The sequence below is a fragment of the Streptomyces sp. NPDC047525 genome, from assembly GCF_040643025.1.
GTDB classification, from domain to species: Bacteria; Actinomycetota; Actinomycetes; order Streptomycetales; family Streptomycetaceae; genus Streptomyces; species Streptomyces durmitorensis.
The window spans coordinates 794,099-813,487 of sequence record NZ_JBEYTL010000002.1 but is presented as its reverse complement, the minus strand read 5'-3'; the positions used below and the strand labels follow the sequence as shown (position 1 = coordinate 813,487).

20 protein-coding genes are annotated in these 19,389 nt (G+C 70.2%); 9 read left to right on the top strand and 11 right to left on the bottom strand.

The annotated features are described in order from the left end of the window. Positions 1-21: 21 nt before the first annotated feature. Positions 22-609 (bottom strand): TetR family transcriptional regulator, encoded by a 588-nt coding sequence (locus tag ABZ833_RS08485; RefSeq protein ID WP_361042861.1) that lies wholly within the window; start codon positions 607-609, stop codon positions 22-24. A 102-nt stretch (positions 610-711) separates the two neighbouring features. On the opposite strand from ABZ833_RS08485, the gene ABZ833_RS08480 reads away from it, so the two are divergent. From ABZ833_RS08480 to ABZ833_RS08465, 4 genes are all read left to right on the top strand, one after another. Further along, positions 712-1,758, top strand: a complete 1,047-nt coding sequence (locus ABZ833_RS08480; RefSeq protein ID WP_361042860.1) for an NAD(P)-dependent alcohol dehydrogenase — start codon at positions 712-714, stop codon at positions 1,756-1,758. A gap of 115 nt (positions 1,759-1,873) precedes the next feature. Next, positions 1,874-2,176, top strand: a complete 303-nt coding sequence (locus tag ABZ833_RS08475) for a metalloregulator ArsR/SmtB family transcription factor (RefSeq protein ID WP_361042857.1) — start codon at positions 1,874-1,876, stop codon at positions 2,174-2,176. Next, the gene (locus ABZ833_RS08470; RefSeq protein ID WP_361042855.1) at positions 2,173-2,565 is read left to right on the top strand and encodes a VOC family protein; all 393 of its coding nucleotides are present in this window, start codon (positions 2,173-2,175) and stop codon (positions 2,563-2,565) included. Before ABZ833_RS08475 ends, ABZ833_RS08470 begins: the two co-directional genes overlap by 4 nt. A gap of 83 nt (positions 2,566-2,648) precedes the next feature. Next, on the top strand, positions 2,649-3,695 hold the full coding sequence (locus ABZ833_RS08465) for a lytic polysaccharide monooxygenase (RefSeq protein WP_361042853.1): 1,047 nt from the start codon (positions 2,649-2,651) through the stop codon (positions 3,693-3,695). Here the strand turns inward: ABZ833_RS08465 and ABZ833_RS08460 are convergent. After that, entirely contained in the window at positions 3,689-4,090 is a 402-nt protein-coding gene (locus tag ABZ833_RS08460) for a hypothetical protein (RefSeq protein ID WP_361042850.1), read from the bottom strand. The two genes, ABZ833_RS08465 and ABZ833_RS08460, sit on opposite strands and share 7 nt — an antisense overlap. A 100-nt stretch (positions 4,091-4,190) precedes the next feature. Between ABZ833_RS08460 and sigJ the strand changes: the two genes are divergently transcribed. Together sigJ and ABZ833_RS08450 are read left to right on the top strand one after the other, a co-directional pair. Next, a complete protein-coding gene (sigJ, locus tag ABZ833_RS08455) occupies positions 4,191-5,108 on the top strand; it encodes an RNA polymerase sigma factor SigJ (RefSeq protein ID WP_361042847.1) in 918 nt (305 codons plus the stop codon). Between the two features lie 353 nt (positions 5,109-5,461). Then, positions 5,462-6,325 carry a calcium-binding protein gene (locus tag ABZ833_RS08450; protein WP_361042844.1) on the top strand — a complete coding sequence of 288 codons (864 nt, stop codon included), beginning with the start codon at positions 5,462-5,464 and terminating at the stop codon, positions 6,323-6,325. 92 nt (positions 6,326-6,417) lie between these two features. Here ABZ833_RS08450 and ABZ833_RS08445 read toward each other — a convergent pair whose 3' ends face one another. Together ABZ833_RS08445 and ABZ833_RS08440 are read right to left on the bottom strand one after the other, a co-directional pair. Continuing rightward, on the bottom strand, positions 6,418-6,981 hold the full coding sequence (locus ABZ833_RS08445) for a dihydrofolate reductase family protein (protein WP_361043157.1): 564 nt from the start codon (positions 6,979-6,981) through the stop codon (positions 6,418-6,420). A 47-nt stretch (positions 6,982-7,028) separates the two neighbouring features. Continuing rightward, positions 7,029-7,916 carry a metalloregulator ArsR/SmtB family transcription factor gene (locus ABZ833_RS08440; RefSeq protein WP_361042842.1) on the bottom strand — a complete coding sequence of 296 codons (888 nt, stop codon included), beginning with the start codon at positions 7,914-7,916 and terminating at the stop codon, positions 7,029-7,031. Between the two features lie 106 nt (positions 7,917-8,022). On the opposite strand from ABZ833_RS08440, the gene ABZ833_RS08435 reads away from it, so the two are divergent. After that, on the top strand, positions 8,023-8,838 hold the full coding sequence (locus tag ABZ833_RS08435) for a methyltransferase domain-containing protein (RefSeq protein WP_361042839.1): 816 nt from the start codon (positions 8,023-8,025) through the stop codon (positions 8,836-8,838). A 70-nt stretch (positions 8,839-8,908) separates the two neighbouring features. Here ABZ833_RS08435 and ABZ833_RS08430 read toward each other — a convergent pair whose 3' ends face one another. The 7 genes from ABZ833_RS08430 to ABZ833_RS08400 form a co-directional block, all read right to left on the bottom strand. Further along, positions 8,909-9,433 carry a hypothetical protein gene (locus ABZ833_RS08430; protein WP_361042836.1) on the bottom strand — a complete coding sequence of 175 codons (525 nt, stop codon included), beginning with the start codon at positions 9,431-9,433 and terminating at the stop codon, positions 8,909-8,911. Between the two features lie 166 nt (positions 9,434-9,599). Beyond that, positions 9,600-10,562 (bottom strand): SDR family NAD(P)-dependent oxidoreductase, encoded by a 963-nt coding sequence (locus ABZ833_RS08425; protein WP_361042834.1) that lies wholly within the window; start codon positions 10,560-10,562, stop codon positions 9,600-9,602. A 34-nt stretch (positions 10,563-10,596) separates the two neighbouring features. After that, positions 10,597-11,202 carry an FAD-binding oxidoreductase gene (locus tag ABZ833_RS08420; protein WP_361042832.1) on the bottom strand — a complete coding sequence of 202 codons (606 nt, stop codon included), beginning with the start codon at positions 11,200-11,202 and terminating at the stop codon, positions 10,597-10,599. Next, entirely contained in the window at positions 11,199-12,452 is a 1,254-nt protein-coding gene (locus ABZ833_RS08415; protein WP_361042829.1) for an aromatic ring-hydroxylating dioxygenase subunit alpha, read from the bottom strand. The genes ABZ833_RS08420 and ABZ833_RS08415 overlap by 4 nt, the downstream gene beginning before the upstream one ends. Positions 12,453-12,472: 20 nt before the next feature. Further along, positions 12,473-14,536 carry an FAD-dependent oxidoreductase gene (locus tag ABZ833_RS08410; protein ID WP_361042827.1) on the bottom strand — a complete coding sequence of 688 codons (2,064 nt, stop codon included), beginning with the start codon at positions 14,534-14,536 and terminating at the stop codon, positions 12,473-12,475. A 164-nt stretch (positions 14,537-14,700) separates the two neighbouring features. After that, positions 14,701-15,483: an IclR family transcriptional regulator gene (locus ABZ833_RS08405; RefSeq protein WP_361042825.1), complete on the bottom strand. Its 783-nt coding sequence runs from the start codon at positions 15,481-15,483 to the stop codon at positions 14,701-14,703. 84 nt (positions 15,484-15,567) lie between these two features. Next, positions 15,568-16,482: a LysR substrate-binding domain-containing protein gene (locus ABZ833_RS08400; protein WP_361042821.1), complete on the bottom strand. Its 915-nt coding sequence runs from the start codon at positions 16,480-16,482 to the stop codon at positions 15,568-15,570. Between the two features lie 208 nt (positions 16,483-16,690). Between ABZ833_RS08400 and ABZ833_RS08395 the strand changes: the two genes are divergently transcribed. Both ABZ833_RS08395 and ABZ833_RS08390 read left to right on the top strand, forming a co-directional pair. Beyond that, positions 16,691-17,902 (top strand): FAD-binding oxidoreductase, encoded by a 1,212-nt coding sequence (locus tag ABZ833_RS08395; protein ID WP_361042818.1) that lies wholly within the window; start codon positions 16,691-16,693, stop codon positions 17,900-17,902. 88 nt (positions 17,903-17,990) lie between these two features. Further along, complete coding sequence (locus ABZ833_RS08390) at positions 17,991-19,388, top strand: DUF1338 family protein (RefSeq protein ID WP_361042815.1); 1,398 nt, start codon at positions 17,991-17,993, stop codon at positions 19,386-19,388. Position 19,389: the final 1 nt, after the last annotated feature.

Below are 19,389 nucleotides of genomic sequence, written 5' to 3'. Positions count from 1 at the left end.
CAGCTGTCCGACAGTCCCCGACTAGCCGCTCGCCATGGCGCGGCGGACGCTCTCGTGGAGCAGGGCGCGGCGCTGCTCGTGCAGTTCCGGCGGCTCCTGGGCGGTCGCGGCGTAGACATTGCTGACCGGTGACCACGTCATCGACATGGCGATGACCATGGCCATCACGTCGAACGGGTCCCCTTCGCGCACCAGCCCGGCGGCCTGTGCCTCGGCGATGGCGCGCAGCTTGCGGTCGTCGAGGCGGTCGGGGTCGTCGACCAGGTGACCTGTCGGGCGTCGCTCCAGGCGGGCCCAGGTGGCGAGCCGGATGAGGTCGGGGCGCAGGAGGTACTCGTCGTAGAGACGCACCGCCCAGTCCGCGAGGTCCGTGGCGTCGATCGGCACGACGTTCACGATCCGCTCGAGCGAACCGAAGAAGATGGCGTCGAACAGCCCTTCCTTGTTCCCGAAGTAGGCATAGAGCTGAGCCTTGTTGGTGCGCGCGGCGGCCACGATCCGCTCGATGCGCGCCCCGGCGATCCCGTGCTCGGCGAATTCCTGGGTCGCCACATCGAGGATGCGCTGGTAGGTCGCGGCTCCGCGTGTGGTCAAGGGCTGGTCGGCCATGCCCGCAGGTTACCAAACAGAACAGTTGGTTTGCCTGGCGGGCCGCAGGCGCCTACTCTCCAAATAGACCGAACAGTCTGTCTGAAGATCCGAGGAGTGCCCATGAGGACCACTGTGAGCTGGCAGGCCGAAGGACCGGCGACGACACTGCGGCGGACACCGCTGAAGCGGCGCGACCTGCGCCCCGACGACCTCGCGATCCGGGTGGACTACTGCGGGGTCTGCCACACGGACCTGCACGCCGTCCGGTCCCGCGAGGACGGCCAACCCCTGGTGCCGGGGCACGAGTTCACGGGCGTGGTGACCGAGACGGGGTCCGAGGTCTCCGGCGTCACGGGCTTCGCTGTCGGTGACGCGGTGGCGGTGGGCAACATCGTCGATTCGTGCGGCACGTGTCCCATGTGCCGGGCCGGCCAGGAGAACTTCTGCCATGCGTTCCCGACCCTCACCTACGGCGGAGTCGACCGCCACGACGGGTCGACCACCCAGGGCGGCTACTCCCGTGAGTACGTCGTCCGGTCGCGCTTCGCATACCCCCTTCCCCCCGGCCTCGACCCGGCCGCCGCCGCTCCCCTGCTCTGCGCCGGGGTCACCGTCTGGGAACCGCTGCACGCCCTCGCCGTGGGGCCGGGAGCCCGCGTCGCCGTGGCGGGCCTCGGCGGTCTGGGCCATCTCGCCGTCAAGATCGCCGTCGCGCTCGGTGCCGAGACCTCGGTCATCAGCCGCTCGCCGGACAAGGCCGACGACGCGCGCCGCCTCGGCGCGCACGACGTGATCGTCTCCACCGACCCGGAGCGCATGGCCGCCGCCCGCGACCGGTTCGACGTCGTCATCGACACCATCGCCGTCCCGCACGACCTCGGCCCCTACCTGCGTCTGGTCGCGATGGACGGGACGCTCAGCCACCTGGGTCACCTCGGGCCCATCACCCTGGAGACCACCGACCTGCTCATCGGGCGCAAGCGGCTGAGCTCCGCGGGGAGCGGCGGAAGGCCCGCGACCGCCGCCATGCTGGCCTTCTGTGCCGAACACGGCATCACCGCCGACATCGAACTGCTCCCGTCGGCACGTGTGAACGAGGCCCTCGACCGCCTCGGGCGCAACGACGTCCGCTACCGCTTCGTCCTCGACTTGTCCGACCTGGGCTGAGGCACGGCTCCTGACTCCTAACCTCTGCCTGCCCCCTGACCTCGACGAGGAGACGTCCTCGGCGGGGGGGCGGCTCGACTTGATAGGCAAGTGAGCATTTGCCTATCATGTGGTCGTGGCCGACGAACTCTTCAAAGCCTTGGCCGACCCCACCCGCCGCATCATCCTCGACGAACTCACGGAGAAATCCGGGCAGACCCTGTTCGAGATCTGTTCGCGACTGAGCATGAGGCACCAGCTCGGCATCTCCCGTCAGGGGGTCTCTCAGCACCTTGCCGTACTGGAGGCCGCCGGGCTCGTCGAGACCAGGCGGGAGGGCCGCTACAAGTTCCACGACCTGAACACGGCCCCACTGCGACACATCGTCGAGCGATGGCCCGTGCCCGACACGCCCCGACCGGAGGAGAGCACCCCATGAAGATCCATCTGACCAGCGTCTTCGTCGACGACCAGGCCAAGGCCGAGGCCTTCTACACCGAGATCCTCGGCTTCGTGAAGAAGCACGACGTCCCGGTGGGCGAGAAGGACCGGTGGCTGACCGTCGTCTCACGTGACGAGCCCGGCGGCACCGAGCTCCTCCTGGAGCCCGCCGGTCACCCGGCCGTCAAGCCCTACCGCGACATGATCGTCAAGGACGGCATCCCTCTCGCCCAGTTCGCCGTCGACGACGTGCAGGCGGAGTACGAGCGCCTGCGCGACCTCGGTGTCCACTTCACCCAGGGGCCCCTGGACATGGGCCCGATCACCACCGCCGTCTTCGACGACACCTGCGGCAACCTGATCCAGATCGCGACCGAACCGCAGTAGGGCGGATCCCGGCAACCATCGCGCGCCCGGCGGCGACTACGAGGCGAGCCGCTCATCGGAAACTCCCCGAAGGAGACGTTCCCATGACCATTCCTCGCTCCCCCGCGCTCGTCGGAGTCAGATCCCGCGTACGGAAATCGGTGCGTGCCAGGCGCCTGGCATCCCTCGCCGGCGCCACCGGCATCGCCGCCGCGGCCGTCCTTGCCGTCCCGGGCACGGCCGCCGCACACGGCGTGGCCATGATGCCCGGGTCGCGCACCTACCTCTGCTACAAGGACCTGCTCGCCAACTCCTCCACCCAGATGCCCACCAACCCCGCCTGCAAGGCGGCGGTTCAGGAGGCCGGTACCACCCCGCTGTACAACTGGTTCGCCGTGCTCGACTCCAACGCGGGCGGCCGCGGCGAGGGTTACGTCGAGGACGGCACCCTGTGCAGCGCGGGCGACCGCAGCCCCTACGACTTCTCCCCGTACAACGCCGCCCGCACCGACTGGCCCGTCACTCACCTCACCTCCGGCGACACCATCGAGGTGAACTACAGCAACTGGGCCCACCATCCGGGCCAGTTCAAGGTGTACGTCACCAAGGAGGGCTTCGACCCACAGCAGCCGCTGGGGTGGTCGGACCTGGAGAACGTACAGACCGTTCAGAACCCGCCGCAGGAGGGCGGCCCCGGCAGCGAGGCGGGGCACTACTACTGGGACCTGCAACTGCCTGAACGTACCGGCCAGCACATTCTGTTCGTCCAGTGGATCCGCTCCGACAGCCAGGAGAACTTCTTCTCCTGCTCCGACGTGCTCTTCGACGGAGGCAATGGCGAGGTCACCGGATTGACCGGCGGCGAACGGTCGAGCACCGCCGTGACCGCGCTCGGCGCGGGCAAGCAGAACACCGAGGCGGAAGCGGTGCACGAGGGTCACGCGAGCCATGAGAGCCATGACGGCGGCTCGTCGACCGGGGCCCGCCCCGCGCCCGACACCACCCCCGACATCGCGAACGCCGCATCCGACTCCCCCATGGACTCCCCTGGCGCCGGCCTGGTGGGCGCTCTCGCAGGTGCCGGTGCCGTGATCCTCGCCGGCGGTACCGTCCTGCACCTGCGCCACCGCAGGCCGGACGCGGATCAGTAGGTACGCCCCTGTCGCCGGGCCAGCGCCAGCACGCTCAATCCGAACATCAAGACCCCCAGGGGGAGGTGGACCGACGGGACGTGCGCGATGCCCAGCACCACCTGAACCGAAGCGAGTGCGAGGAAGCCGGACGCGTGCCGGACAGGCCGCGGCGAGCCGCCGCCCGGCTTCCACGCCAGCACGGCTGCGAGCACGTACAGCATCGACGCCCCGTACATCACGCGGGCTCCGGCGCTGTGCAGCGTCTCTCCATAGGACGAGGTCAGCAGGAGTCCCGAGGAGACCGCCTGGAGGAAAATCGTCAGGGTCTGCAGGGCGATCGCGATCTGCAGGAACGAAACGCCGCGCCGTGCGGTCGCGTCCGCGCTCACCTTCGCCGTCACCTGGGTGGCCATGTCGCAGTCCCCTTTTCCGCCCGCGGGCAGTGGATCGATAAGGTCTCACCTGCCCGACGACGCGGGCCTGCGAAAGGTAAGGCGAGGGGCGGCCGGAAGCATGGGGACTGTTGGGACCAGCACCGATGAGACAGCCGGCGAGCGACACCAACTGATCAATGTCGCCTACCGGTTGCTCGGATCGGTGACCGAGGCCGAGGACGCCGTACAGGACGCCTACGCACGCTGGTACGGGCTGTCACGAAGCCGGCGGGAGGAGATCCTGTCCCCCGGCGCCTGGCTGACGACGGTGACCGGCCGCATCTGCCTGGATCTGCTCGGCTCGGCGCGGGCCCGCCGTGAACGCTATGTCGGCGCGTGGCTGCCCGAGCCGCTGCCCGATCGCACCGAGTGGGACCACGCGGGTGGCGCCGACCTCGCCGGCCGCGCGGACCCCGCCGACCAGATCGTCCAGGACGAGTCGGTGGCCATGGCCTTCCTCGTCATCCTGGAGTCGATGACGCCGGCCGAGCGGGTGGCGTTCGTCCTGCACGACGTCTTCCGCTACCCCTTCGCCGAGATCGCCGCCGTCCTCGGCCGGACGCCAGCTGCCTGCAAGCAGCTGGCGGCCTCGGCCCGCCGACGGGTGAGCGTCGCGCGCGCTCCGATACCGGCGACCGGCCGGGCAGACGTGGTGCGGCACGTCAAAGAGGCTTGGGAGACCAAGGACATCGCGGCCCTCGTCGGTCTCCTCGATCCGGCCGCCGTGATGACCGCCGACGGCGGCGGCATGGTCGGCACCGTCCTCCACCCGGTCGAGGGCGGCGCGCGCATCGCCCAGTACATGGTCGCCATCGCCGACAGGGCTCCGGGACTCGAACTCCTGGAGTGCTCGGTCAACGGAGTGCCGGGCCTGGTGGCCCAGCGTGGCGGCATCGTCATGACCGTAGCCGCGTTCGACGTCTCCGACGAGCGCGTCACGCGGATCTGGGCGGTCCGCAACCCCGAGAAGCTGCGTCCGTGGACGCGGGAGGGCTAGCTCCCGGATCACCGATTCCCGCGAAGGAAGTCCGTCAATTCCCGGGACACCACTGGGTCTTCTGTCGACGCCGGTCGGGATTCGCCGTCTCTCTCATGAATTTCAGCCCAACCGCGTCTTACGACGAATGATCGCGCCGCGGATGTGCCGTCAAACACCCCTGGCCAGCAGGTACTTGTGCCGACTTCGTCGGGAACCCACGGACGCATCGCCCGCACATCGCATTACAACCAACCCCAAACCCCGTCAGTCACACGTAATTGCAAGGACCACGTATGCCTCACGGAGGTTATGTAATGCCCTCTCGGCCCTCTCACCTCATCAACCACCGGATTATCCGTACTGCCTCGGCGGTGACGCTCGCTCTCGGTACGGGGCTGGCCGCTCCGTTCCTCCTGGCGGGCACCGCCGCTGCCGCGGCGCCGGAAGCGACTGCCGCGTTCAGCGAGAGCGATCACGGGATCCTTTACACGGCGGCCTCCGGCCAGACCAACAGGGTGACCGTCACCGCGTCGAAATCCGCAGGAACCGAAGAGATCACCTATGTGATCGACGATGCCGTTCCGGTCAGGGCGGGAGACGGCTGCTCCTACCCCGACGGCACGGACCGCACGAAGGTCTCCTGCACCGTCGCCACTCTGGAGAGCCAGGACCCGTACGCCACTTTGAAGTTGGCGCTCGGCGACGGCGACGACACCGTCTCCTACAACAACACCACCGACCAGACGTACTACTTCGCGCGGGCCGAGCTCGGCGATGGCAGGGACACCTGGAACCACACCGGCGGCGTCGACGGCAACTCCGTCATCGGAGAGGCGGGCAACGACGACCTCTCGGTGGGCGAGGCCGGCGTGGTGAGCGGCGGTGACGGCACCGACACGCTCCACGCCGCGGGAGGCAGCATCGCGCAGGGCGGCAACGACAACGACACGATCTACTCGGACGGCGAGGAGAGCGCAGTCGACGGCGGCGCGGGCGACGACGTGATCCAGGGCGGCGCCGAGAGGCAGAACCTGTCCGGCGGCGACGGCAACGACACGATCCGCGGCGGGGCCGGCGACGACTTCCTCTACGGCGGCAAGGGCAACGACATCCTGTACGGCAACAGCGGCAACGACACGATCTACGGAAACAGCGGGAACGACGAGCTGTACGGCGGCGCCGGCCAGGACACCCTCTCGGGCGGTCCCGGCACCAACATCGTTCACCAGGACTGACCTTCACACAGCCGGGGGTGCCGCGCGGTCATCCGTGCGGCACCCTCGGCGCTGCCCCGGCGCATGCTTGGCGGCGCGCGCGAGTGGTCGGCTCAGCGGACCCGGTCGTAGACGAGGGCCAACGTCCCGTGCTCGCCCGCGCTCTGGCTGACGAGCGACCACTTCCCCGTGGGCAGGCCGTCGTCGAAGAGGCGCGGACCGCCGCCGAGGAAGACGGGGAAGATCGTGAGCGCCAGCCGGTCGACCTTGTCGGCCGCCAGCAGTGCCTTGATGACGCTCGCGCTGGAGAGCACGAGGATGTCGCCGCCCTCGGTCGCCTTGAGGTCCGTGGCGACCTCGGCGGTCGGCTTGTCGACGATCGTCGCCCGCTCCCACGGTGCCTCGCCGATGGTGGAGGAGAGGACCACCTTGTCGGTGTCGACGAGCCACTTCGCGAAGGCCTCGTCCCGCGGGTCGGCGCCCTCCATGCCGATGACGGTGGGCCAGAAGCCGAGGAATCCCTCGGCGTTGACCCGCCCGAGCAGAGCCGTCGTCGCAGACTCCCAGAGGCTGGTCATGAGGTCGCGGGCCACGTCGGTGTGGGCGTAGGGCATCACCCAGCGCATGTCCAGCGGGTTGTCCGGCGCGGCGTAGTGACCGTCGAGGGAGAGGCTCATGTTGGTGACGACCCGGCGGCCCGCGGTCTGCTTCTGCTCCTGCTCTGTCACTTCGAGCTCCTCGTGTCGGCGTCGCTGTGGCTTGCGTTGTCGGTGCCTTCGGTGGTGCCGGTGGTGTGCGCGTCCCTGGTCAGGATCGCGGCGAGCTTGTCGAGGCTCTGGCCGAAGCCGATCTCGATGCCCGCGATGAAGTCCGCGGAGTCGACCGTGCTGTCGGTGATCCGCCAGTGGACGTCGAGGTCCGTGCCGGTTTCGGTGGGCGTCAGGCCGAGGTCGACGTGGGCGGTGAACGCGAGGCCGCCGTCGGGAAGCAGTGGCGAGAGCCGGTAGGCGAGGCGCTCCCCGGTGCGTACGTCGTCGACGACTCCCTCCGCGCGTCCGGCGACCAGGGCGGATCCGTCGGTGTCCTCGGCATCGCGGTACTCGTGGACGATCCGTCCGCCCTCTCGCGCCTCGAAGACCAGCTCGGAGACGCGGAGATCGTCGGGCGTCCACCACCGGGCCAGCAAGGTGGCCTCGGTCAGGTGGCGCCAGACCGCATCGGGGCGCCCCGCCAGCGACCTGAGGAACCTGAACGAGCGGCCGTCGGCCCACCCCGACTCCCCCGCGGCGAGCCGCTCCGCGTCCAGGCTCGCCCCGTACCGGTCGAAGGTCGCGCGCGGGCCCCCCTCCTGGTCCGCGGTGTCGGCGAGCCCGCTGAGTGTGGCCGCCAGGTCCCGCAAGGCAGCGGACCGGAGTGCGTAGATGCGGCGCTGGCCGGTGCGCTGTGAGGTGACGACGCCGGCGCGTTCGAGGATCTGCAAGTGCTTGGTCGTCTGCGGCTGGCGCGCTTCGGCGAGCTGGGCGAGGACCCCGACCGAGCGGGGCCGCTCGGCCAGCAGGCTCACGAGCCGCCAGCGGGCCGGGTCCGCCAGTGCGGAGAGGAGTGCGTCCATGAATGCGAGTATTCGTTAAGGAGAATATTCGTGTCAAGGAATATGCCTGCACGAACTCACACCTGTGGGCACGCGGCGTCAGGCCCGGGAGCGGGACAATCGCTTCATGACGCGCTCTGCACCGGACACCCACGACGACGGCGGCTATCTCCTCGACAACGCACAGTCCGAGGCGGGCACCCGTTTCGACGCGCTCGGCGAGCTCTTCGACCCGACCACGTTCCGGCACATCGAGGCCCTGGGGATCACCTCGGGGTGGCGGTGCTGGGAGGTCGGGGCCGGCGGCCTCTCGGTGGTGACGTGGCTGGCCGACCGGGTCGGACCCACCGGCCGGGTACTGGCGACCGACATCGACACTTCCTGGGCCTCGCGAGCAGCGGGCGGCGTCATCGAGGTGCTGCGCCACGACGTGGGCCGGGACGAACCGCCGGTGGGCGGCTTCGACTTCGTCCACGCCCGGCTCGTGTTGGTGCACGTGGCCGACAGGGAGCGGGCGCTGCGCGCGATGGTCGGTGCGCTGCGGCCGGGCGGGTGGCTGCTGGTGGAGGACGCCGACCCGGCGTCGCAGCCGCTGATCTGCCTGGACGAGTACGGTCCCGAGCAGGCGCTGGCCAACAGATTGCGGGCCGGATTCCGTTCGCTGCTCGCGGCTCGCGGCGCCGACCTGGCCTACGGACGCAAGGTCCCCCGGCTGCTGCGCGAGGCGGGACTGACCGATGTCACCGCGGACGCCTACTTCCCGATCACGTCACCGGCCTGCGATGTCCTGGAGGCGGCGACGGTCCGGCAGGTGCGCGAGAGGCTGGTCGCTGCAGGGCTCGCGACCGACGAGGAGATCGACCGGCACCTCACCAGCGTCACGTCCGGCCGCCTCGACCTCACCACCTCCCCCATGATCTCTGCGTGGGGACGCAGGCCATAAGGGGTCGGCATGTAGGCCCGGCCCGCCGTCCGCGTCGCGGCTCAGGAACCGCCTGGTGGATTGTGACCTCTCAGGGCTCCACGCCGCAGCGTCGCGCGATCGCCTCAAGGCGTTCGAGTTCGCGCCGCGCCGCGGTCGGGTGGGCGAGGTCGAGGGCCATCTCGGCGCGGGCAGTGACGTAGATGATGTCCTGGCGTGTGGTCGCGTCGATGTCTGGGGCGGCCTGGAGGCGGCGGCCCGTGACGGACAGGGAGAGAGCGACGTGGTCGAGACGGTCGCGCAGGCCCAAGGGAAGCACCTGCCGCAGTACGTCCTTGGCGTAGTCGCGCGCCTGCCGGTCCGCCTCGCAGGGGCGAGGCGGCGAGGGGGCCCAGCGAAGGGCTGCCTCCCGGGGGCCGTCGTACATGTCCGCCACCACAGCGCGCGCGGTGGCGGAATCGCCTTCAGCCGCGGACTCGCGGGCCGACTCCAACAGGGACCGCAGTCGGGCGCGGACCTGGGGGTCCTCACCCGTGCGGGCGTCCAGATAGCCGGACCACACGTCGAACGCCTTGCTCAACTCGGCGTCCGCCATGGCCTCGTACGCGTCCGGCACTCCGCCGCCTCTCCCGTCGGGCCGTCCCGGTGCGGACGGCAGCGGTTCACGATAGGCGGGTGCCGGGGGCGATGCCTGCGAATTTTCGGCCGCCGGGAGCAGGGTCCGACGCGGCCTCGGGGTGAGCCGGCCACAGACCTGGCACGGTGCCCCCCGACGTCCGGGGCTAGGTTGCCGCCGCGAAAGCGTCGACGCCCGTGAGCTCGGCCGACAGCGCCCACAGGCGCGCGGCCTGCTCGGGGTCGGTCGCGTGTGCGTGCACGCCGCCTTCCGAGCCTTCGCCCGCCGGTTCGGCGATGTCGCAGTCCTCGCAGTACACGCCGCCCATGCCCGCCAGCTGGGGAGAGGTCGCCGCCCATACCTGCGTCGCCGCGCCCTGCCCGGTCGTCTTGAAGGTGGGATCGGTCGGGGTGCCGTTCTCGTCGATCCAGCCCGCGTCGACCATCTCCGCCTTCGCGAGGTGGCGCTGCAGGGGGGTGAGGATGCTGCCCGGATGCAGTGCGAACGCTCTGACTCCGGCGTCGCGGCCGAGCGCATCGAGCTGCACGGCGAACAGCACGTTGGCCGTCTTGGCCTGCCCGTACGCCTGCCATCTGTCGTAGCCATGCTCGAACTGCACGTCGTCCCAGCGCATGCCGGTGATGCCATGGGCGCCGGAGGACACCGCGATCACTCGCGCGCCACCGCGGGCGATGGCCGGCCAGAGGTGGTTGATCAGCGCGTAGTGACCGAGGTGGTTGGTGGCGAACTGCGCCTCCCACCCCGGGCCGACCCTCGTCTCGGGGCAGGCCATGACCCCGGCGTTGTTGATCACGATGTCGACCGAGCGGCCCGAGGCCAGGAACCGGTCGGCGAAACCGCGGACGCTTTCGAGGTCGGAGAGGTCGAGGTCGTCGGTCTCGACGCCGTCGATGCCCTCGACCGCCTCCTGAGCGGCCGCCCGTCGCCGGGCGGGGACCACGACACGGGCTCCGGCACCGGCCAGAGCGCGGGTTGCCTCCAGACCAAGGCCCGAGTAACCACCAGTGACGATCGCGGTGCTGCCGGACAGGTCGATCCCGCTCAGGACGTCGTTCGCGGTGCTCCGGGCACCGAAGCCCGATCCGATCTTGTGCTGAGGTGTCGTCATGGCGGAGACGCTAGATACTGGACCGCGCTCTAGGTCAAGGGGCGTTGATGGCGAACAGCGTCGGCGGCCGTCGGCAGCGTCCCCGACGACAACGGTAGAACGGCTCGGTAGAACGGCTCGGCGGCCAGATGTCGTCGAAGGTGCGGGCACTGTGGACGAACACCACGTCCACGGGGTGCGCCAGGTCGTAGAGCGTCCGGGTCATCGACATCACGGGCGTCACGCCGCTGCCGGCCGAGAGGAACAGGTATTTCGGCGCCGGATGCCGGGTGATGGAGAACTCGCCGAGCGGCCCCCGCGCTCGTACAGCGGCGCCCGGCAGCAGGCGATCGTGGAGCCATGGGGAGACCAGGCCGCCCGGCATCCGTTTCACCGTGATCGTCAGGAGGTCGGGGCGGGTCGGCGGAGACGAGATGGTGTAGCAGCGTTCTACAGGGCGGCCGTCGATGTCGAGGACGAGAGTGAGGAACTGGCCGGGGTCGTGCCGGAACATCCGAGGTTCGGCGGGTTCGAGGACGAAGGTCCGGACGTCGGAGGTGACGTCGATGACCTGCTTGCACACGAGCAGCCCGTCGCCCCAGGCCGGCGGCAGGCCCCCGGCTGTCGTGGTCGCTGTCCTCAGCATCGCTGTCGTCATCATCGCTCCAGGTGTGCCTTCAGCCGCGTGATGTACCAGTTGACGAAGTCCTCGACCTGCGACTCGCTCGGGCTGTAGGGACCGGGCACGTAGGCGGGACTGCTGATGCCCTGGTGGGCGCGGGCGACGAACGTCGCGTCCTGTTCGTTCGTGACCGCCCATACACGCGTCAGGGCGTCCAGGTCGTAGTCGACCCCCTCCTCCGCATCCGCGTGCACCAGCCAGGTGGTGCGCACGAGGGTCCGGTCCGACGCGAGCGGGATGACGGAGAACGTGACCGCGTGATCGGCCGCGAAGTGGAACCAGGCGTTGGGCTGCAGGTGAAAACCGAGGTGCCCGAGGCGCGCCGTGGGGAAGTCCGCCAGCAGACGCTTGACCGCTGCCGATCCGTCCTCCGTGAAGGACTCGCCTGCGAGGTCGAGTGGTTCGCGTTGAATGCGGAAGCCGGTGGGGCGGACGTCAAGCTCCTCGATCGGGGCGTAGGGAAGCCCGAGAGCCTCGTACGAGGCGTGCGCGTCCGCGTCGGCCCTGAGGAATCGCTCGTAGGTGGGGAGCAGGGCAGGCGGGACGTTCTCCGCGGTGAAGTTGTAGAGGGGGAAATAGCAGCGCTGGAGCTCGGGGTGGCCTGCGCAGTGGTAGCACTCCCGGTTGTTCTCCATGGTGAGCTTCCAGTTGCCGCTCTCGACGAGGTCGATCTGCTTCGCCACCTTGGCGTGGGGCAGGTTGTGCGGCGCGATGTAGGGCTCGACACGGCGTGCGACCTCGTCGAAGTCGGCGGGTGGTCGCTCGGCGAGGCAGATGAAGACGAGGCCGGTGACCGTGCGCACGTGGACGGATCTGAGGCCGAAGCACGAGCGGTCGAAGTCCGGCGCCTGCGACTCGGCGTACCGCAGCCGGCCGTCCACGCCGTAGGTCCAATGGTGGTAGCCGCACACGATGTTGCCCACAGAACCGCGCTCGTCATTGAGGATGCGGGCGCCCCGGTGGCGGCAGACGTTGTGGAAGGCCCGCACCTCCTCGTCGTCGTCGCGGACGAGGATGACGGAGTACGGTCCGACGGTGACCGTGACGTAGTCACCGGGTTCGGGGAGTTCGGCCTCCGTCGCGACGAAGATCCAGCTGCGGGCGAAGACGGCCTCGATGTCGAGGTCGAAGAACGCGTCGCTCACGTAGAACGGGGCTTCGAGACTCTGGCCGACGGAACGCCGGGCGACGAGCTCGGCGGTACTCGTGACGGGGGTCGGTGCGTTCATCGCGTCTCTCCGATGGCTCGTCAGACCGGCAGGCACAGCCGCAGGGCGTCGTAGACGGCAGCGTGGATGTTGCGGCTGGTGACCGCGTCGCCGATGCGGAACAGCTGGTACCGGCCCGCCTCGTTGCGGACGACGTTCTGTACGTCGTGCGCCAGCAGGGCGCGGTGGTCCACCTCACCGAGATTGCGGGAGCCGGCCAGCAGGTCGTTGTACAACTCGTCGTTGGGCAGGGTGCCGTGCTCAACCACGACGTGGTCCACGACCAGTTCGGTCTCGGACTCCGGCTCCGTGTACTCGCTGTAGAGGGTCGCGGCCAGACGCCCGTCCCCGGTGCGGCGGACGGAACGCAGCCGCTGGGCGAGGACGGTGGTGACGCCGTGCGCTGCGAAGACCCTCAGATACGCGGGTGAGTTCATGCTGCCGACGTCGGGCGCGAGCATGCGCTCCGGCGTCACGTAGTGCAAACGGGCGCCGGTCGCGGCGAGGAGTTCCACGGCGTCCATCGCCGGATAGCCTCCGTGGTCGTCGTAGACCAGTACGGCGTCGGTGCTCCGGGGGCGCAGGGAGCCGGACATGACGTCCCAGGTGTCGGCCACCAGGTGCTCGCCTTCGCCTAGGAAGGACCGGTTGGGGACGCCCCCGGTGGCGACGACGAGGTCGGCGTGCTCGGCGAGCACGTCCTGGGCCTCGGCGTACGTCCCCAGACGGAGGTCGACGCCGAGGTGCTTGCACTCACCGACCCGCCAGTCGACGATGCCGAGCAGATCGCGGCGCCGGGGGTTCTGCGCGGCGAGCTGGATCTGGCCGCCGGGCTGGTCGCTTGCCTCGAACAGCACGACGTCATGGCCCCGTTCGCCGAGGACCCGTGCGGCTTCGAGCCCGGCGGGCCCCGCTCCGACGACGACGGCCTTCCGTCGGCGGCCGATGGTCGGGGGGACGATGTGGGGTACGTGGAGTTCGCGTCCGGTGGCCGGGTTGTGGACGCACTTGGTGTCCCCGGAGTCGTAGATCGCGTCCAGGCAGTAACTCGCGCCGACGCAGGGCCGGATGCGGTCCTCCTGTCCGGTGGCCACCTTGGTCACCAGATGGGGGTCGGCTATCTGGGCCCGGGTCATCCCGACCAGATCCAGCAGCCCTGCTCGCAGGGCGTGCCGCGCGGTGGCGGGGTCGGCGATGCGGGCCGCGTGCATCACGGGGATGTCGAGGCGGCGGCGTATCTCTCCGTTGAACTCCAGAAAGGGCGCCAGCGGGGTGCCGATCGAGGGAATCGTCCGGGCCAGGGAGGCGTCACTCTCGATGGAGCCCCGAATGGTGCTGATGAAGTCGATGCCGTCGGCGCTGAATTGCTCGGCCGCCGCCATCCCCTCGTCGAACGTCAGGCCGCCGGGACGGTCCTCGGCGAGTGCCATCCGCATGCCCACGACGAAGTCGGGGCCGACGGCCTCGCGCACCGCACGGAGCACACGGCGCGGAACGGCCAGACGGTTCGTGAGGCTGCCGCCCAACTCGTCGTCCCGGTGGTTCGTCGACGGGGACAGAAAGCTGTCGAGGAAGTGGCCGTACGACTGGAGCTCGATGCCGTCAAGGCCGCCCGCCCGGCAGCGCAACGCCGCGGCGACGTAGTCGGCGACGATGCGGTCGATGTCCCATGGCTCGGCGGCCTTGGGGAACGCGCGGTGCGCGGGCTCGCGCAGCGGCGACGCGGACACCACCGGCAGCCAGTCACCCGAGTAGTTGCTGGTGCGGCGGCCCAGATGGGTGACCTGACACATGACGGCCGCGCCGGCGTCGTGCACGTCGTCGGCGAGCCTGCGCAACCACGGAACGATCTCGTCGCGGTACAGGAGCAGGTTGCCGAACGACGGGGGGCTGTCGGGGGACACGACCGCGGAGCCGCCGATCATCGTCAGGCCGACGCCGCCGCGCGCCTTCTCCAGGTGGTAGGCGCGATAGCGGTCCTTGGGCAGGCCGTCCTCGCCGAAGGCCGGTTCATGGGACGTACTGACCACCCGATTGCGCAGGGTGAGGTGCTTCAGCCGGAAGGGCCGGAGCAGGGGATCCACGTTCGAGGTCTGTGCGCGCACGTCCGCTCCTCGAGAAGCTCTGTGGGCGGAGAGACAGCGGCCACGGGCTGGGCCGCGCTCAGAAGGTCATCCACGCATTGCGTTTCGCAATGCGAAACAGTTACGCCATGCGAGACAAATGTGGAGCCTGGGCGTCTCCGTCGTCAACCCCTGGAGCGCTGCGCTCAACCGCGCCTGATGTAGCCCTTGCGCCACGAGATCTTGTCCCCGGCGGCGATGAGCTGCTCGACGAGCCCGGAAATCGTGTGGTCGTTGATGCGGAACGTCGGACCGGAGATGGTCACAGCGGCGATGACCTGCCCGTTCAGGGACCTGATGGGGGCGGAGAGAGCGGCGAGCCCGATCTCGTGCTCCTCGCTCGTGACGCCGTAGCCGAGTTCACGAACGGTCTGCAGCTCCTCCTTCAGGAGCGCCGGGTCCGTGATGGTGTGCGGGGTGAACCTCTCCAGCGGCTGATTCAGGATCTCGGCGGCCTCTTCCTGCCGCATGTGTGCCAGGAGGACCTTGCCCGCCGATGTGGCATGCAGAGGCGTGCGCTTGCCGACCCAGTCGATGCTGGTGATGGCCGCACTGCTGATCACCTGGTCGACGCTGACGACCGCCTGGCCGTCATGGACCGCGAGGTTGACCGTCTCGCCGACGGCCGCGGCGAGCTCCTGACAGATCGGGCGGCTCAGCAGCGACAGGTCACTTCCCTTGGTCGCCCCGCCGGCGAGCTCGACCACGGTGTATCCGATGCGGTAGCGCCCCCGTTCCGCGTCCTGTTCGACAAGGCCCCTGGCCTCCAGGGTGGCGAGCAGGCGGAACACGGTCGACTTGTGGATCCGCAGGGCTTCGGCGATGTCCGTGACGCCGGAAGGTCCCTGCGCGGCCAGTACTTGGAGGATCGAGACCGCCCGGTCCACCGACTGCACCGATGTGTCGCGCGCCCGACCGTTGCTGCTCATGCCCGGAAGCCTATCGGGGCGCGGTCACCGCCCTCCTTGTGCGACCGGCGACGGCCTCCCCGGAAGGGCCACCCTCACCAGGACCTACGCGTGTGTGTCACGGCGCTGATCGGCCACCGTCCGCAACACCTCGACCAGAGCCGCCACCGACGGCCTGCGTTCGGCCGAGGCGCGGCACACCACGACGACGTGCCTCTCGATCCGCTCGCGCAGCCGCACCACGTCGAAGCGTGAGGCGCGAAGGCCGAGCATCAGCTCGGTCACCGTGCTCACGCCGATGCCCGCCTCCACCAGGGCCAGGGTCGCCGCGGTGTCGGTGACCTCGTGGCGCACGTCCGGTTCGAGGCCCGCGCGGCGGCACGCGGTGCGCACGGCGCGGCCGTAGTAGCTGCCCGGCGACGGCAGGATCCACGCCAGGTCCCGGGTTTCGGCCAGAGCGGCGCGGTAGCGGCCCGCCATCCAGCCGGTCGGTACGGCCAGGGCGAAGCGCTCGCGGCAGAGCCGGGTCACCCGCAGAGCGGCGTCGCGCGGGATGGGCACGTCCGGGTAGTCCAGGCCGAGCGCGAGGTCCACGCCTCCCGAGGCGACGGCGTCGTACACCTCGTCCACGTCCATGTCACGGCTGTGCACGGCCAGTTCGGGGTGGGCCGCGTGCATCCGGCGCAGGGCGGGCGGCAGGATCTCGGCGGCGGCCGTGGTGAACAGGCCGACCAGCAGCGTGCCGGAGACCACGCCGCTGCCGCGCTCCAGCTCCTCGACGGCCTCGGCCTCCGTGGCCAGGATCCGCTCGGCGTGCCGGGCCAGCGTGACCCCGGCGTCGGTGAGCTCCACCCGGCGGCCCGCACGGCGCAGCAGCGGTGTGCCCACAGCCCTTTCCAGCGCGGCGATCTGCTGGGACACGCCGCCCGGGGTGTATCCCAGGGCCTGCGCGACGGCGGTGACGGTGCCGCGCCGGGTCAGCTCGACCAGGGACCGCAGCTGGGAACTCGTCCAATCCATGAAGCGACCGTATAGAGACCGTCAAAGATCAGGAGCAGAAACTGTTCATGGACGTCAAAGGTCGGGGTGCGTCACGATGACGGGCAGCCAGCTGATCAGCGTCCCTCGAGTTACGGAGCACGTTTCTGACGGCCCATGCCGCACCCGTGAACTGACGCCTCTTCAGACCCGTCGGTACGGGCGTCGGCCTCTGGAAGGGATCGGCCTCTTGTCCTCCTCTCCGCGTCCGTCCACCTCTTCCCGTCCCTCCACCGCCCCCGCCTTCCGCGCCCCGCCGCCGACCGCCGATGTCGTGATCGTCGGCGGGGGCGTGATGGGCGCCTCGATCGCCTTCCACCTCGCCGAGGCGGGAGTGAGCGACATCGTCGTCGTCGAACGCGGCGAACTCGCCTGCGGCAGTTCCGGGAAACCGATCGGCGGCGTGCGCGCCCACTTCTCCGACCCGCTCAACATCGAGCTGGGCCAACGGAGTCTGCGTGCCTACCGGGACTTCCCGCACCGGCCCGGCGCGGACATCCGCCTGGACACCGTGGGCTATCTCTTCCTGCTCACCGGCGAGCGCCAGGCCACGGAGTTCGCCGAGAGCGTGCGGCTCCAGAACAGCCTGGGCGTACCCAGCCGCATGGTCGGCGCCGACGAGGCCCGGCGCCTCTGCCCGTATCTGAGCACCGAAGGCCTCGTGGCCGCCGTGCACTCCCCCACCGACGGGCACGCCCGCCCCCGCCTCGTCGTGCACGGGTACGCCGACGCCGCGGACCGGGCAGGCGTCCGCTTCGCCACGCACACCCGCGTCACCGGCATGGACACCACCGGCGACCGTGTCAGCGCCGTGCACACCGACCGCGGCACCGTCGCCTGCTCCACCGTGATCTGCACGGCGGGCGCCTGGTCCGGCCGGATCGGCGCCATGGCCGGCGTCGGCCTCCCCGTCCGGCCGGTGCGCCGCCAACTGGCCTTCACCGAACGGCTTTCGCCGTCGGCACCGCGGATCCCCTTCACCATCGACTTCACCTCGTCCGCGTATTTCCACAACAGCGACGACGGGCTGCTGTTCGGCCTCGCCGACTCCCGCGAGGCCGAAGGCTTCGACACCACATGGACCCCGGAGTGGCTCGACCTGTTCCGGGACGTCGTACGCCACCGCGCCCCCGCCCTCGCCACGATGCCGATCGCCGACGGGTGGGCGGGCCTGTACGAAGTCACGCCGGACCACAACGCACTGATCGGCCGCTGCGGGGAGCGGCCCAACTTCCTTTACGCCACCGGCTTCTCGGGGCACGGTTTCCTCCAGGCCCCAGCTGTCGGCGAGGTCGTGCGCGACCTGTATCTGGAGCGCGAGCCGTGCGTCGACATCGCGCCGCTGAGCGCCGACCGTTTCCGGACCGGGGCCGCGAGCCGCCCCGAGGCCCACGTCGTATGACCCTCTCCCCTGCCCAATCCCGGGTCCGATCCCGGGTCCGATCCCATGTCCCGACTCCGTGTCCGAACATTCGAAAGGCAGACCTTCGATGATCAGCCAGTGGCAGCTGCGGGCCGCCTTCGCCGCACGGCTCTCGGAGATGTACGGGCGGGAAGTCCCCGCCTACAACACGCTCGTAGCCGTCTCACGCGAGGTCAACGAGGACACCCTGCGCGCGCAGGGCGCCGACGCCGAACGGCTCGGCTCCATCAGCCGCGTCACCGCGGAACGGCACGGCGCCATCCGGGTGGGCACACCCGCCGAACTGCGCGACGTCGCGCGGATCTTCGGCGCGCTCGGCATGCGCCCGGTCGGCTTCTACGACCTGCGGGAGGCGGCCGCGAGCGCGGTGCCGGTCGTGTCGACGGCGTTCCGCCCCGTGGACGCCGACGAGTTGGCGCGCAACCCCTTCCGGGTCTTCACCTCGCTGCTCACGCCCGCGGACCCGCGCTTCTTCGACGCCGAGCTGCGCTCCCGCCTGGAGACGTTCCTGGCCGGGCGCGAGCTGTTCCCGCCGGAGCTGCTCGCCCTGGCCGACCGGGCCGGGACCGAGCGTGAACTGCCCGAGGAGCACGCCGAGCGTTTCCTCCATCTCGCCGTCCAGGCCTTCGAGTTGTCGGCGGAGCCGATCGACCGGGCCTGGTACGAGGAGCTGGAGAGGGTCTCCGCGGTCGCCGCGGACATCGGCGGCGTCCGCTCCACCCACATCAACCACCTCACCCCGCGCGTCCTGGACATCGACGAGCTGTACCGGCGGATGACCGAACGCGGCATCGAGATGATCGACACCATCCAGGGCCCGCCCGGCTGGAAGGGCCCCGACCTGCTGCTGCGCCAGACGTCGTTCCGCGCCCTGGCCGAACCGCGCGCCCTGCGCCTGGCCGACGGCAGTGTGACCCGCGGCGCGCTGCGGGTGCGGTTCGGCGAGGTCGAGGCCCGCGGCATCGCCCTCACCCCCGCGGGCCGCGCGCTCTACGACCGCCTGCTCACCCTCGCCGACGACGAGGCCGCCCGGCGCCCCGCAGCCGACCGCACCGAACTGGCCCGCACGCTGTGGGCCGCGCACGTCCCCGCCACCGAGCGCGAGCTCGCCGCGCAGGAGCTCGCCTACTTCACCTACCACGCCGCACCCGACCGCCCGCGCGACGGCACCCAACTCCCCACCAACATCGTCGAGTTGGAGCGCCGGGGCTGGGTCCGGGCCGAACCCGTCGTCTACGAGGACTTCCTGCCGCGCTCCGCCGCTGGGATCTTCCAGTCCAACCTCAGCGGCGAGGGCTCCCGGAACACCGGGCAGGAAGGCGCCGCGTACGACAGCGAATGGCTCTCCGGCGCCATCGACCGCGAGGTCCTCGACCCGTACGCCCTGTACGAGCAGCAGCAGAGCCTCTCGATCACCGAAGTCGGCCGCGAACTGGGCCTGGACCTGGACAGCACGCGCCACTGAT

Excerpts from the sequence above, each read along its gene's own strand:
- ABZ833_RS08390 (WP_361042815.1), top strand. The coding sequence starts at position 17,991 with ATGATCAGCCAGTGGCAGCTGCGGGCCGCCTTCGCCGCACGGCTCTCG.
- ABZ833_RS08425 (WP_361042834.1), bottom strand. The coding sequence starts at position 10,562 with ATGACGACACCTCAGCACAAGATCGGATCGGGCTTCGGTGCCCGGAGC.
- sigJ (WP_361042847.1), top strand. The coding sequence starts at position 4,191 with ATGGGGACTGTTGGGACCAGCACCGATGAGACAGCCGGCGAGCGACAC.
- ABZ833_RS08405 (WP_361042825.1), bottom strand. The coding sequence starts at position 15,483 with ATGAGCAGCAACGGTCGGGCGCGCGACACATCGGTGCAGTCGGTGGAC.
- ABZ833_RS08420 (WP_361042832.1), bottom strand. The coding sequence starts at position 11,202 with ATGATGACGACAGCGATGCTGAGGACAGCGACCACGACAGCCGGGGGC.
- ABZ833_RS08440 (WP_361042842.1), bottom strand. The coding sequence starts at position 7,916 with ATGGACGCACTCCTCTCCGCACTGGCGGACCCGGCCCGCTGGCGGCTC.
- ABZ833_RS08445 (WP_361043157.1), bottom strand. The coding sequence starts at position 6,981 with ATGAGCCTCTCCCTCGACGGTCACTACGCCGCGCCGGACAACCCGCTG.
- ABZ833_RS08465 (WP_361042853.1), top strand. The coding sequence starts at position 2,649 with ATGACCATTCCTCGCTCCCCCGCGCTCGTCGGAGTCAGATCCCGCGTA.
- ABZ833_RS08435 (WP_361042839.1), top strand. The coding sequence starts at position 8,023 with ATGACGCGCTCTGCACCGGACACCCACGACGACGGCGGCTATCTCCTC.
- ABZ833_RS08460 (WP_361042850.1), bottom strand. The coding sequence starts at position 4,090 with ATGGCCACCCAGGTGACGGCGAAGGTGAGCGCGGACGCGACCGCACGG.
- ABZ833_RS08485 (WP_361042861.1), bottom strand. The coding sequence starts at position 609 with ATGGCCGACCAGCCCTTGACCACACGCGGAGCCGCGACCTACCAGCGC.
- ABZ833_RS08470 (WP_361042855.1), top strand. The coding sequence starts at position 2,173 with ATGAAGATCCATCTGACCAGCGTCTTCGTCGACGACCAGGCCAAGGCC.
- ABZ833_RS08480 (WP_361042860.1), top strand. The coding sequence starts at position 712 with ATGAGGACCACTGTGAGCTGGCAGGCCGAAGGACCGGCGACGACACTG.
- ABZ833_RS08400 (WP_361042821.1), bottom strand. The coding sequence starts at position 16,482 with ATGGATTGGACGAGTTCCCAGCTGCGGTCCCTGGTCGAGCTGACCCGG.
- ABZ833_RS08415 (WP_361042829.1), bottom strand. The coding sequence starts at position 12,452 with ATGAACGCACCGACCCCCGTCACGAGTACCGCCGAGCTCGTCGCCCGG.